10 protein-coding genes are annotated in these 12,728 nt (G+C 68.6%); 8 read left to right on the top strand and 2 right to left on the bottom strand.

Features of this window, described 5'->3' with window-relative positions:
- Positions 1 to 66 precede the first annotated feature (66 nt).
- Genes A7G45_RS19075 through hflX form a run of 4 tightly spaced genes read left to right on the top strand, consistent with a single transcriptional unit; the run spans position 67 to position 4,008 of the window.
- Entirely contained in the window at positions 67 to 762 is a 696-nt protein-coding gene (locus tag A7G45_RS19075) for a class III extradiol ring-cleavage dioxygenase family protein (RefSeq protein WP_083420209.1), read from the top strand.
- Positions 759 to 1,673, top strand: coding sequence for a tRNA (adenosine(37)-N6)-dimethylallyltransferase MiaA (miaA, locus tag A7G45_RS19070; protein ID WP_043393826.1), 915 nt, complete (start codon positions 759 to 761; stop codon positions 1,671 to 1,673). The genes A7G45_RS19075 and miaA overlap by 4 nt, the downstream gene beginning before the upstream one ends.
- A 4-nt stretch (positions 1,674 to 1,677) precedes the next feature.
- On the top strand, positions 1,678 to 2,568 hold the full coding sequence (gene dapF / locus A7G45_RS19065) for a diaminopimelate epimerase (protein ID WP_071285283.1): 891 nt from the start codon (positions 1,678 to 1,680) through the stop codon (positions 2,566 to 2,568).
- Positions 2,569 to 2,595: 27 nt separating this feature from the next.
- Positions 2,596 to 4,008 (top strand): GTPase HflX, encoded by a 1,413-nt coding sequence (gene hflX, locus A7G45_RS19060; RefSeq protein WP_043393829.1) that lies wholly within the window; start codon positions 2,596 to 2,598, stop codon positions 4,006 to 4,008.
- 1 nt (position 4,009) lies between these two features.
- On the opposite strand, the gene A7G45_RS19055 is transcribed toward hflX, so the two are convergent.
- The gene (locus tag A7G45_RS19055) at positions 4,010 to 5,629 is read right to left on the bottom strand and encodes a PE-PPE domain-containing protein (protein ID WP_260939407.1); all 1,620 of its coding nucleotides are present in this window, start codon (positions 5,627 to 5,629) and stop codon (positions 4,010 to 4,012) included.
- A 410-nt stretch (positions 5,630 to 6,039) separates the two neighbouring features.
- Here A7G45_RS19055 and A7G45_RS19050 point away from each other — a divergent pair, with 410 nt between their 5' ends.
- The 3 genes from A7G45_RS19050 (at position 6,040) to A7G45_RS19040 (ending at position 11,178) form a co-directional block, all read left to right on the top strand.
- Positions 6,040 to 7,419 (top strand): DEAD/DEAH box helicase, encoded by a 1,380-nt coding sequence (locus tag A7G45_RS19050; RefSeq protein ID WP_043393830.1) that lies wholly within the window; start codon positions 6,040 to 6,042, stop codon positions 7,417 to 7,419.
- A 171-nt stretch (positions 7,420 to 7,590) separates the two neighbouring features.
- Complete coding sequence (locus A7G45_RS19045; protein WP_043393831.1) at positions 7,591 to 8,748, top strand: acyl-CoA dehydrogenase family protein; 1,158 nt, start codon at positions 7,591 to 7,593, stop codon at positions 8,746 to 8,748.
- 174 nt (positions 8,749 to 8,922) lie between these two features.
- Complete coding sequence (locus tag A7G45_RS19040) at positions 8,923 to 11,178, top strand: LGFP repeat-containing protein (protein ID WP_260939406.1); 2,256 nt, start codon at positions 8,923 to 8,925, stop codon at positions 11,176 to 11,178.
- Between the two features lie 66 nt (positions 11,179 to 11,244).
- Here the strand turns inward: A7G45_RS19040 and lexA are convergent, their stop codons facing one another.
- A complete protein-coding gene (gene lexA / locus A7G45_RS19035; protein ID WP_260939405.1) occupies positions 11,245 to 11,934 on the bottom strand; it encodes a transcriptional repressor LexA in 690 nt (229 codons plus the stop codon).
- Positions 11,935 to 12,185: 251 nt separating this feature from the next.
- Between lexA and A7G45_RS19030 the strand changes: the two genes are divergently transcribed.
- Positions 12,186 to 12,659, top strand: coding sequence for a LysM peptidoglycan-binding domain-containing protein (locus tag A7G45_RS19030; protein WP_260939404.1), 474 nt, complete (start codon positions 12,186 to 12,188; stop codon positions 12,657 to 12,659).
- Positions 12,660 to 12,728: the final 69 nt, after the last annotated feature.

Genomic DNA, 12,728 nt, shown 5'->3' with positions numbered 1-12,728 from the left:
CACGCTATTCAAACAGGTCGACGCGCCGTCTGCGCAGGCGTTTGCCGGACTCGTTAGCGTGGACGCGTGCGTAGCGCCGGCCTGACACATATCGCGATCGTCCCGTCGGCTCCCGTTTTGGTGCCTGAGCTGGCCTCCGGCGCCGCCGTCGAACTGGCCGGCCTGACGGCCGCGGTGCGGTCTGCCGCGCAGATCCTGCCGTCACGTTGGGTGGCGGTCGGCGTCGGCCCGCAGGACGCTCACGTGCCCGCTGACGCGGTCGGCAGCTTCGCCGGATACGGCGCCGACGTCCGGGTGACGCTCGCACCCGACGCGACCGGCGAGCCGCGGCCACTGCCGTTGTGCGCGCTGATCGCCGGCTGGCTGCGGGGGAGCGTCAGCCCGGCAGCATCGGTCGACGTGCGGGTGCTCGCCGACGATCTGGCGCCGGAGGCAGCGCTGAAGCGCGGCCGTGCGCTGCGTGACGAGTTGGACGCCGCGACCGATCCGGTGGGGGTGCTGGTCGTCGCCGATGGCGCGAACACCCTGACCGCCGCGGCGCCGGGCGGCTTCGACTCCGATTCGGTTGCGCGCCAAGCGCACTGGGACGACGCACTGGCCACCGGCGATGTGGCCGCGATCGCCGGGCTGTCGGGCGTGCTGGGCCGGGTGGCCTATCAGGCGCTCGCCGGGCTGGCCGGAGCGGACCCGAAGGCGACCGAGCTGTACCGCGGCGCGCCCTACGGCGTCGGCTACTTCGTCGGCACCTGGGTGCCCGCGTGAGGCCCATCGCGGTCGTCGGGCCCACCGGCACCGGCAAGTCGGACCTGGCGCTGGATCTGGCCGAACAGTTGGGCGGCGAGATCGTGAACGCCGACGCCATGCAGCTCTACCGGGGCATGGACATCGGCACCGCCAAGCTGACGGTGCCCGAGCGGCGCGGCATCGTCCATCACCAGCTCGACGTGCTCGAGGTCACCGACATCGCGACCGTCGCGAACTACCAGGCGGCCGCGGCGGCCGACATCGAGGCCATCGCCGCGCGCGGCGCCGTGCCGGTGATCGTCGGCGGGTCGATGATGTACATCCAGTCGCTGCTCGACGAGTGGTCGTTCCCGGCGACCGACCCGACGGTGCGGGCCCGGTGGGAGGGCCGGCTGGCCGAGATCGGTGTCACGGCCCTGCACGGCGAGTTGGCGCGGGTCGATCCCGACGCCGCCGCGTCGATCCTGAACACCGACGGCCGGCGGATCGTGCGGGCATTGGAGGTCGTCGAGATCACCGGCCGGCCCTTCGCGGCGTCGGCGCCGCAGATCGGCGCCCCGCGCTGGGACACCCTCATCGTCGGATTGGATTGGGACACAGAGATTCTCGACGACCGGCTGCAGCGCCGCACCGACCTGATGTTCGCCTCGGGGCTGGTCGACGAGGTGGTGGCCCTGCAGGCCCGCGGCCTGCGCGACGGGGTGACGGCGGCCCGGGCCCTCGGCTACGCGCAGGTGCTCACCGCGCTGGACGCCGGCGGCGACGAGGCCGCGATGGCCGAGGCGCAGGAGCGGACGTTCATCGGCACGCGCCGCTATGTCCGCCGGCAGCGGTCCTGGTTCCGCCGCGATCACCGCATCACCTGGCTGGCGGGCGACGCCGACGGGAACGCGGCCGAAGTCGCGCGGATCTGGCGCCACGTACGCTGAGGGTGTGCGGTTTTCCAAAGGGCATGGCACCCAGAACGACTTCGTGGTGCTGCCCGACATAGAGGCACAGCTGCCGATCAGTTCCGCCATTGTCGCCGCGCTGTGTGACCGGCGCCGCGGACTGGGGGCCGACGGCCTGCTGCGCGTGACGAAGGCCGGGGCGGCGCAGAACGCCGGCGTGTTCGACCAGCTTCCCGACGGGGTCGCCGCCGACGACTGGTACATGGACTACCGCAACGCCGACGGCTCCATCGCGCAGATGTGCGGCAACGGCGTCCGCGTCTTCGCGCATTACCTGCGGGCGTCCGGGCTGGAGCATCGCAACGAATTCGTCGTCGGCTCGCTGGCCGGGCCGCGGCCGGTGGTGCTGCACGCCGCCGACGCGGTCAACGCCGAGGTCACTGTCGAGATGGGCAAGGCCCGTTCGTTCGGCCACGGCAAGGCGGTCGTCGCCGGACGCACCTTCGACGGCCTGGCCGTCGACGTCGGCAACCCGCACCTGGCCTGTGTCGACCCGTCGCTGAACGTGGCCGGCCTGAACGCGCTGGATGTCGCGGCCCCGGTGTCCTTCGACGCCGAGCAGTTCCCCGAGGGCGTCAACGTCGAGATCCTGACCGCGCCGGTCGAGGGCTTGGTGGCGATGCGGGTGCACGAGCGCGGGGTCGGCGAAACCCGTTCCTGTGGAACCGGAACGGTGGCCGCGACGCTCGCGGCGCTGAACCACACCGGCGCCGACACCGGAAGTCTGCGGGTGGTGATTCCCGGCGGCGAGGTCAGCGTGACCGTCACCGAGAGCACCAGTTTCCTGCGCGGGCCGTCGGTGTTGTTGGCGCACGGAGAACTGGCCGCCGAGTGGTGGCATGAGAATGAAGGAAATTCAGATGCGGGCCGCTGACTTTGCGGGCACCATCGATAACTACTTATGACTTATCCTTTTGATCCCGACAACACCCCTAGCGTCGGTGAACTGGCGCTCGAAGATCGTGCGGCACTGCGCCGCGTCGCCGGCCTGTCGACCGAACTGGCCGACATCTCCGAAGTCGAATACCGCCAGCTGCGCCTCGAACGCGTGGTGCTGGTCGGCGTGTGGACCGACGGGACGTCGGCCGACGCCGACAACAGCCTGGCCGAGCTGGCCGCCCTCGCCGAGACAGCGGGCTCCGAGGTGCTCGAAGGCCTGATCCAGCGCCGCGACAAACCGGACGCCTCGACCTACATCGGCTCCGGGAAGGCCTTGGAGCTGCGCGAGACCGTGCTCGCCACCGGCGCCGACACCGTCATCTGCGACGGTGAACTGAGCCCCGCCCAGCTGAACTCGCTGGAAAAAGTGGTGAAGGTCAAGGTCATCGACCGGACCGCGCTGATCCTCGACATCTTCGCCCAGCACGCCACCAGCCGTGAGGGCAAGGCTCAGGTGTCGCTGGCCCAGATGGAGTACATGCTGCCGCGGCTGCGTGGTTGGGGTGAGTCGATGTCCCGGCAGGCCGGTGGTCGCGCCGGTGGTGCCGGCGGCGGTGTGGGTACCCGTGGCCCGGGTGAAACCAAGATCGAGACCGACCGGCGACGGATCCGCGAGCGCATGTCGAAGCTGCGCCGCGAGATCAAGGACATGAAGAAGATTCGCGACACCCAGCGGCACAGTCGCCGGGCCAGCGACGCCCCGTCGGTCGCGATCGTCGGCTACACCAACGCCGGCAAATCCAGCCTGCTCAACGCGCTCACCGGCGCCGGGGTGCTGGTGCAGAACGCCCTGTTCGCCACCCTCGAACCCACCACGCGCCGTGGCCAGTTGGACGACGGCCGGCCCTTCACCCTGACCGACACCGTCGGGTTCGTGCGGCACCTGCCGACCCAGCTGGTCGAGGCGTTCCGCTCGACGCTGGAGGAGGTCGTCGACGCCGACCTGCTGGTGCACGTCGTCGACGGCGCCGACGCCGATCCGCTGGCGCAGATCAACGCGGTGCGCAAGGTCGTGGGCGAGGTGGTGGCCGAATATGACGTCGCGGCACCGCGAGAGTTGTTGGTGGTCAACAAGATCGACGCCGCCGGCGATCTTGCGCTGGCCCATCTTCGGCGGGCCCTGCCGGATGCGGTGTTCGTCTCGGCCCACACCGGTGAGGGTCTGGACCGGCTGCGGCTGCGCATGTGCGAACTGGTCGAGCCGACCGACGCCGCCGTCGACGTGACCATTCCCTACGACCGGGGCGACCTCGTCGCCCGCGTCCACGCGGAAGGCCGCGTCGAGGCCACCGAGCACACCGCCGACGGCACCCGGATCAAAGGCTGGGTACCGATGGCGCTGGCCGCCAGCCTCGGCGAGTTCGTCACCGCCTGAGTCAGGCGGCAGCCTTCGCCGGCCTCTCGGCCTTCTCGGCGGCGGCCTTCGCGGGCTTGGGCGCCTTGGGGGTCTGGGTCTTCTTGTCCTTCTTCGGCTTCTTGGCCTTGTCGGTCGCCGTGGTCTGACCGTCCTTGGCCGGGCCGCCCTTGGTGGTCGAATCGGTGCCGGGCTTCGGATCCTGCTTCGGGTCGGTGGTGTCGGTGGTCTTCGGGTCGGTGACCTTGGTGTCCGGGGTCTTGGTGTCGGGCGTCTTGGTGTCGGGCGTCTTGGTGTCGGGCGTCTTGACGTCCGGGGTCTTGGTGTCGGGGTCCTTGGCCTCGGCGCCCTTCGGATCCGTCGTGTCCGTGGTCGACAGCTTCGGGGTCGTCACGGGCGCGAGCTTGGTGTCACCGGTCGGGGTGGCGGACACCGCCTTGGGCGTGCTCGACACGTTCCGGGCCGCGACCGTCGTCGGGGCCGGCACGGGTGTCGCGGCGATCGGCAGCTGCACCTTGCCGCCGGTGATGTCGCTGACCGCGGCCTTGACGCCCTCACCCGCGGCGTTGATCAGGTCCACCGTCAGCGTGATCGGGTTGATCAGCGGGATCAACCGGAACGGCGCCGGGACGCCGGGGCTCAGGCTGCGGTCGTAGCCGGTGTCGATGAGTACCCGCAGCACCGGGGCGACCAGGTCGACGATCGGCTTGATGATGAAGCTGGTGTGGGTGAAGCCGCCGAATTCCAGGAACGGCCGGACGATCGGCAGGGTCTTGGTCGGGATGGTGATGTAGGTGGTGTCGCCGTACACGGTCTGGTTCTTCGGGTCGGTGAGGGCCGCGTTCAGCTCGGCGGGCGTGTATTCGAGGTCGGGAATCTCTCCGACGTCGCTGTTGGCGTTCGGCGCCAGGTAAGTGCCGTGGGTGTACCAGAATCCGGCGATGGCGTTGAGGTCGGCGAGCAGGTTGATCGGGTACAGCGGGAAGTCGGAGACGCCGTCGTACTCGAACGCGATGTCGGTGGTCTTGATGCCGGTGTTGGTGGGTGCGGGCAGGCCGAACGTCACGTCCAGGATCGGCACGGTGCCGAGGAAGGCCAGCCGTTCGAACAGTCCGCCGTTGGGCCGGTTGGTGTTGCCGATCATGACGAACGCCAGTGCGTCCTTCTGGGCCTGGGTCAGACCGCCCAGGGTGGCCTTCTCTCGGCTGACGATGTTGCCGCCCTGTGAGTAGCCGAAGATGATGACGGGGTTGGCCGGCGTCGCGGTGGGCAATGCGGCGGTCAGGGCGGTGTCCAGGTGGGCGATGCCCTCACCAGTCGAGACGTTCCACTTGGCGCCGGACAGGCCACCCCAGCCGGGGAGTGGGATCGGCCAGAACTGGGCGGGATAGTTGATGCCGGTCAGCGTGCAGCTCGGCTGTGTGCACAACGGGTTGAACGGCGCGATGTAGTAGTTGTCCGCGTTCTGCATGTAGCCCGCCACGATGTTGGCGTTGGGTGTGCCGGTGCCCGGGACGATCAGCGCGGTCGCGGCGAGCGTGAACGCGGCCGTCACCATCGACACCATGCCCAGCAGAACCGTGCTCAGCACCGTCAGCATCACGGCCACCGCTGCGGGGATGGTGCGTCCGAAAGTGCGCATCGTCGGCCCCCCTTTCGGACGTCGCCGACCCCGATAATCGGCTCCTGTTTCGCATCGTCGCACTGCGACCGGACCGGCACCCGGCGTTTGCGGAAATTTGTCGGGTGTGTCGATTTTTGCCTGCTCGGTGCTCCGGTGGTGGTGGGTGAAATCACACCATCGCGATACCTCTTGCGGGGCAAGGTCTTTCGATCCTGGGACGTCCGAATGGGGTGCGGTGGTCAGCGATACGCCCTGTTCGGCACTAAGCTTTGACCAACATCAGCTGCGCATCCATGCAGGACACGCCCGCTGATCACGTCGTGGAACGGCTGAGAGCCTTCAGTTCCCTCTGCACCAGCATTTCTCGCGGCGACCGATACTGCCGCCGGCATTGTCGACCTACCGTGCCGGAAAGGCTGTCTTTATCCATGTCTGAAGAACAATCGTCGTCGTTCGCTGAACTCGGCGTCCCCGAGGCGCTCGTCGCCTCCCTCGCCGGCCGCGGCATCGCCGCGCCGTTCCCGATCCAGGTCAGCACCCTGCCCGACACTTTGGCCGGCCGGGACGTCCTCGGCCGCGGCCGCACGGGCAGTGGCAAGACCCTGGCCTTCTCCATTCCGCTGGTATCGCGGCTGAGCGGCGTCTCGCGGCGTCCGTCGCGTCCCACCGGTCTGGTGCTGGCCCCGACCCGCGAGCTGGCCTCCCAGATCGCCGCGACCGTCGAGCCGCTGGCCAGCGCCTTCGGTCTGAAGGTGACCACCATCTTCGGTGGCGTCTCGCAGAACCGCCAGGTCGACGCGTTGCGCGGCGGCGTGGACATCGTCATCGCGTGCCCGGGCCGCCTCGAAGATCTCATGAAGCAGAAGCTGGTCACCTTGGACGCCGTCCAGGTCACCGTCCTGGACGAGGCCGACCACATGGCCGACCTGGGCTTCCTGCCCGGCGTCACCCGCATTCTGGCGGCGACCCCGTCCGGCGGGCAGCGCATGCTGTTCTCCGCGACCCTGGACAACGGCGTCGACAAGCTGGTCCGTCGCTTCCTGTCCAACCCGATCACCCACTCGGTCGACGAGATCGACGCGCCGCCGCCGGCCATGACCCACCACGTGTTCCACGTCTCGGGTGCCGCAGAGAAGAACGCTCTGGTGCAGCGGCTGGCGTCCGGCACCGGCCGGCGCATCCTGTTCATGCGCACCAAGCACCAGGCCCGCAAGCTGGCCCGGCAGCTCACCGAAGCCGGTGTGCCGTCGGTCGACCTGCACGGCAACCTGTCCCAGCCGGCGCGTGACCGCAACCTCGCAGCGTTCAGCGCTGGAGAGGCGCGGGTGCTCGTCGCCACCGACATCGCGGCCCGTGGCGTGCACGTCGACGAGGTCGAGCTCGTGGTCCACGTCGACCCGCCGGCCGAGCACAAGGCCTACCTGCACCGCTCGGGACGTACCGCCCGCGCCGGCAGCGCCGGTGACGTCGTCACCGTCGTGCTGCCGGAGCAGCGCAAGGACGCCCAGCAGCTGCTGCGCAAGGCCGGCATCACGGCCCGGCCGCAGGAAGTCGTCGCCGATTCGGCGCCGGTGCAGGCCCTGGTCGGCGAGATCGCGCCGTACCGCGCGCCGGCACCCAAGGAAGCTCCCGCACCCCGCGGCGGCAACCGGCCGGCCAAGACCGCGACCGCGGGTCAGGCGCAGCGTCGCCGCCGCAGTTCGGGCGGTCTGCAGGCCCCCGGGCGCGCCCAGTCGCAGTCGGGTCGTACCCAGTCGGGGCGGTCGCAGTCGGGTCGTTCGCAGTCGGGACGTTCGCAGTCCCGATAGCCGTACGACGATCAAGCGGCGAGGTACGAGCCGCGCTGAGGAGTGCGGCCATTCGGCCTAGCCGCACCTACCCAGCCACACCCGGCGGCGCGCCGGGCGTGGTCCCCCTCGCAACCAACCGCCCGGTTGGGATAAGTTGTTGCCAAACTTATCCAGTACCGGAGGTCTCGCATGGGTGTCATCAAGTACGACCGCACGTTGTTCGAACCCGAGCACGAACTGTTCCGGGAGTCGTACCGCGCGTTCCTGGACCGGCACGCCGAGCCCTACCGCGAGGAATGGGAGAAGGCCAAGATCGTCGACCGCGAGGTCTGGCGCGAGGCCGGTAAACAGGGCTTTCTGGGTATGGCAGTGCCGGAGGAATACGGCGGCGGTGGCAACCCGGACTTCCGCTACAACGTCATCGTCAGCGAGGAAACCGCGGCGGGACGGCACAGCGGTCTGGGTTTCACGTTGCAGAACGACGTCATCGCGCCGTACCTGCTGGAGTTGGCCAACGAGGAGCAGAAGCAGCGCTGGTTGCCCGGGTTCTGCACCGGCGAACTGATCTGTGCCATCGCCATGACCGAGCCGGGCACCGGCAGTGACCTGCAGGGCATCAAGACCCGCGCGGTCAAAGACGGCGATCACTACGTGCTCAACGGCTCGAAGACGTTCATCACCAACGGCATTCACGCCGACCTCGTGATCGTGGTGGCCTGCACCGACCCCGACAAGGGCGCGCAGGGCTTCAGCCTGCTGATGGTCGAGCGCGACATGGCGGGCTTCGAACGCGGCCGTCATCTCGACAAGATCGGCCTCGACGCGCAGGACACCGCGGAATTGTCGTTCACCGACGTCAGAGTTCCGGCCGAGAACTTGCTCGGGGTGGAGGGCATGGGATTCGTCTACCTGATGCAGAACCTGCCTCAGGAGCGCATTTCCATCGCGGTGATGGCGGCCGCCGCCATGGAGTCCGTGCTGGAATCGACATTGCAATACGCCAAGGAGCGTAAAGCGTTCGGCAAGCCGATCGGCAGCTTCCAGAACAGTCGATTCGTGTTGGCCGAACTGGCGACCGAGGCCACTGCGGTCCGAATCATGGTCGACGAGTTCATTCGCCTGCATCTCGATCGAAAGCTCACAATCGACCAGGCGGCGATGGCCAAATGGTATTCGACGGAGGCGCAGGTCCGCCTGGTCGATCGGTGTCTGCAGCTGCACGGCGGCTACGGCTATATGCGTGAATATCCCATTGCGCGGGCATTCCTGGACTCGCGGATCCAGACCATCTACGGCGGCACCACCGAGATCATGAAGGAGATCATCGGCCGCGGATTGGGCGTTTAACGAATTGCGGATGCGAATTTATTCGCATAACGAACCGCGACACACTAGGCAGATAACGCCGGATATCCCGCACGATGGGCATGAACTGAAGCAAAGTTGACAGAATCTCTCGATCACGAGAGTTTGTCTGACGGAATTTGTATCCGGAGTTTTGCCAACCGCGGGAGGAATTCGATGACCGGGCTGCGAACCCGTGGCGGATGGGCTGGTGTCGGTGCCCTTTCCGTCGCGGTGGCATTGCTCATGGCTCCGACGGCGCTCGCGACACCGGAAAGCGACGCCGCAGACACGGCGATATCCCACACGTGGGATGCCGCGGGCGGTGACACAGGCGAGCTGGGCGCCAAAGACGGTGACGTGTACCAGGTCGGCGCAGGCTATGCGCAGAACTTCGCGGGCGGAAAGATCTATTTCACCGAGGGCACCGGCGCCCATCTGATTTACGGCGCAATTCTCGACAAATATCAGGCGCTCGGCGGCGCCGCGGACAGCGATCTCGGCTTCCCGACCATCGACGAGGGCGCGGGGAGGGCCACCGGCAGCCGGAACAGCACGTTCAGCGCGGCCGACAAGCCGGTCATCTTCTGGACGCCCGACAACGGCGCCTGGGTGGTCCGCGGTGCGATCAACGTCGCCTGGGACAAGCTCGGCGGATCGGCGGGCACCCTCGGCGTGCCCACCGCCGACGAGTCCTGGAAGGGCGATGTCGTCTCGCAGCCCTTCACCGGCGGTGAGGTGAGCTGGAACGCCAAGACCAAGGCATTCACCACCACGCCCGCCGACCTGGCAGGCCAGCTGACCGGGGTGGACGTGCCGGGTGATGCGACGTCGGCCATCGCCGCGGCGCGCCGGGCGGCCGGCGGGCCGCAGGGTCCCCTCGGCGACGAGCAGGGTGCCCAGTACAAGGTCGGCGACGGGGTGGCGCAGAACTTCGCCGGCGGTACCATCTTCTATTCGCCGGCCACCGGTGCCCACGCGGTCACCGGCGACGTGCTGGCCAAGTACCGCGCGGCCGGTGGACCGCAGGGCGACCTCGGATTCCCGGCGAGCAACGAGACCGACGGCGGCGTGTCGCCGAAGAGCCGGATCGCGACGTTCGCCGCCGCGGACAACCCGACGATCTTCTGGACGCCCGACCACGGCGCGTTCGTCGTCCGCGGCGCAGTGAACGCTGCCTGGGACAAGCTGGGCGGTGCCACCGGCAAGCTCGGCGCGCCGACCGCCGACCAAACCGTCAGCGGCGACGTCGTCAGCCAGAAGTTCACGGGCGGCTCGATCTCGTGGAACAAGTCCAGCCGGTCGTTCAGCACCGAACCGGCGGAGCTGGCGTCGCAGTTGAGCGGTCTGCAGGTGCCCAGCGCCGACGTGCCGGGCGGCGTGAGCGCGCAGTCCGAACAGTCCGGCAAGTGGTACCAGTTCCACTGGTGGTGGCTGCTGGCGATCATCCCGCTGTTGCTGGTGGTGGTCGGCATCGTCATCGCGACGCTGCTGCGGCGTCGGCGTGGCGCCGGTCAGGAAGCCTTCGACGACCAGGACGCGTACGACTACGACGACCACGAGTTCGGCGACGGGGAGTACGGCGACCCGCAGTACGCGGACGGCGGCGTCGACAGCGAGTACGCCCCGGCCGATGAGGGGGAGTACGCCGACGAATTCGCCGCCGAGGACCAGCAGTTCGACAATCCGCACGGCGGCCCGGCCTTCCAGAGCAACCCGGATGTCATCGACACCGCGCCGACGGTGTACCCCGATTTCACGGCTGAGCAGCCCGCGGACCAGGTGTCCGAGGGCGAGGGCGAGACCGCTGCAGAGGCAGAGGTCGCCGAAGAGGTCGAGACCCCCGAAGACGTGCCGGCTGACGAGGTCCACGAGGTGGCGGAGCCTGAGGAGCACGGCGACGACGAGCCCGCCGACGAGCCGACGGTCTCGGTGCAGCTTCCGGACGCATTGCGTCGTGGTGGCGCGGCGGCGGGCCTGACGGCGGCCGGGCTGGCGGGCTTCGCGGGCCTTCGGCCCCGGAACCCCGGCGACCGCGTGTGGGCTGCGCCGGCTGCCGAAGAGCAAGCCGACGAGCCCGAGCCCGAGGAACAGGTCCTCGAACCTGAGCCGGCCGATATCCCGGCAGACGAACCGCCGGCCGAGCCGTCCGCAGACGACACGCTTACCGACGACACGGCTGCGGAGGACGCCGCGGCGGCCGGTCCGGCCAGTGGCCGGCACCATGCCCTGGGGGCGGAAGAGCCCGAGACGGCGCAGATGTCGTTCCGCGTCGCGACCGGTGCGGAACCGCCCGAAGGTTATGGCATCAAGGCCAACACCAAGTCAGGCCTGTACTGGGTGCCGGGCTCTCCCGGATACGACGAAGCCGACGTCGAAATCTGGTTCGCCAGTGAGGAATTCGCGGTCACCAATGGATTCGTCCGAGGCTGACGGCACCGACGGCTGAGCCCCGCTGCGAGCGACTGCAGCGGGGCTCACCTATAGGTCTGGCAGGCGTCAGATCTTGCGGATGACGGTCACGACCTTGCCGAGTACGACGGCGTCGTTGCCCGGGATCGGATCGAACGCCGGGTTGTGCGGCATCAGCCACACCTGGCCCTTGGTGCGCTTGAAGGTCTTCACGGTGGCTTCGCCGTCGATCATCGCCGCCACGATGTCGCCGTTGTCGGCCACGTTCTGCTGCCGCACGACGACCCAGTCGCCATCGCAGATCGCGGCATCGATCATGGACTCGCCGACCACCTTCAGCAGGAACAACGAGCCTTCGCCCACGAGTTCACGGGGCAGCGGGAAGACGTCTTCGACGGCCTCTTCGGCGAGGATCGGGCCGCCGGCCGCGATCCGGCCGAGCACCGGGACGAAGGTCGGTTCGGGCAGCGCGTCCGAACCGGCGACATCGGTGGTGACGGTGGCGCCGTTCGTCTCGTCGGTGCCCCGGACATCCACGGCGCGCGGGCGGTTCGGGTCGCGCCGGAGATAGCCCTTCTTCTCCAGCGTGCGCAGTTGGTGAGCCACCGAGGAAGTGGAGGTCAGGCCGACCGCGTCGCCGATCTCCCGGATGCTGGGCGGGTAGCCGCGCGTGGTCACCGACGTACGGATGACGTCGAGGATGGTCCGTTGACGTTCGGTGAGGCTGCTGGACCGTCCGCCTGGCTGGGCGTCCGGGGTTTCGGTGCTGTCGCTCATAGGGACGAATCTAGCCCAGTGCACACGATTCATCAAACATGTGTTCGAGATCGGGTCGGTCGGCGTGTCGCGCCCGAGATCTGGTCGTGACGTGGCGAAAGCGGGGCCGAAGTCGCGGAACGCAACTTGTCGGTGGGTCGTCGTATCGTTCGCAACAGTTCGATCACATGTTCTACCGTTCGAACGTTTGGGCGATATAGTCGAACATACGAGCTATCGAACCTATGTACGAACTCCCGAGAGGAACCGACATGACCACCATCACCCGCGAATACCCGACCGACGTCGTCGTCCGTGCCGTGCCTCGGCGCGCAGATGTGAATCGGCACCGCCAGGCCCGGCTGCGGCCGGCCGGTTCCCGTCCCTCGGGTGCGGCATTCCGGCACCGCGGTACCGGCGTGCTGACCTCCCGCGCCTCGCATCGGAGCAACCCGATCACCCCGCTGACCACGGTGATCCTGGCCCTCGTCGCGGCGGGGATCACGGTGTGGCTGGGCCTGGTGGCGCAGTTCGGAGAGGCCGTCCAGCCGACCGCATCGACGGCATCGGTGCCCGCGCAGCTCGCCGTGGTCCGGGTGCAGACCGGTGAGTCGATTCAGCAGGTCGCCCGGCGGGTGGCTCCCGACGCGCCCGTCAGTGCCGTCGTCGACCGCATCAAGGAACTGAACAAGCTGCCCTCGGTCGCCCTGGACGCCGGGCAGACGCTGATCGCCCCGGTCGGCTGAGGTCAGCCCGTGCGCACCCTGATCGGCACGGCGCCCGGCCGCGCCCGAGCGGCACGGGTAGGCTCGAGA

The sequence above is a fragment of the Mycolicibacterium llatzerense genome (assembly GCF_025331195.1).
Classification (GTDB): Bacteria; Actinomycetota; Actinomycetes; order Mycobacteriales; family Mycobacteriaceae; genus Mycobacterium; species Mycobacterium llatzerense.
Note: the sequence above shows the minus strand (reverse complement) of the source record. Positions and strands in the feature narration are given on the sequence as shown.

What these genes read in the sequence shown, in the direction of transcription:
- A7G45_RS19055 (WP_260939407.1), bottom strand. Translation starts at nt 5,629, where the DNA reads ATGCGCACTTTCGGACGCACCATCCCCGCAGCGGTGGCCGTGATGCTG.
- A7G45_RS19045 (WP_043393831.1), top strand. Translation starts at nt 7,591, where the DNA reads ATGGGTGTCATCAAGTACGACCGCACGTTGTTCGAACCCGAGCACGAA.
- hflX (WP_043393829.1), top strand. Translation starts at nt 2,596, where the DNA reads ATGACTTATCCTTTTGATCCCGACAACACCCCTAGCGTCGGTGAACTG.
- A7G45_RS19030 (WP_260939404.1), top strand. Translation starts at nt 12,186, where the DNA reads ATGACCACCATCACCCGCGAATACCCGACCGACGTCGTCGTCCGTGCC.
- A7G45_RS19040 (WP_260939406.1), top strand. Translation starts at nt 8,923, where the DNA reads ATGACCGGGCTGCGAACCCGTGGCGGATGGGCTGGTGTCGGTGCCCTT.
- A7G45_RS19050 (WP_043393830.1), top strand. Translation starts at nt 6,040, where the DNA reads ATGTCTGAAGAACAATCGTCGTCGTTCGCTGAACTCGGCGTCCCCGAG.
- lexA (WP_260939405.1), bottom strand. Translation starts at nt 11,934, where the DNA reads ATGAGCGACAGCACCGAAACCCCGGACGCCCAGCCAGGCGGACGGTCC.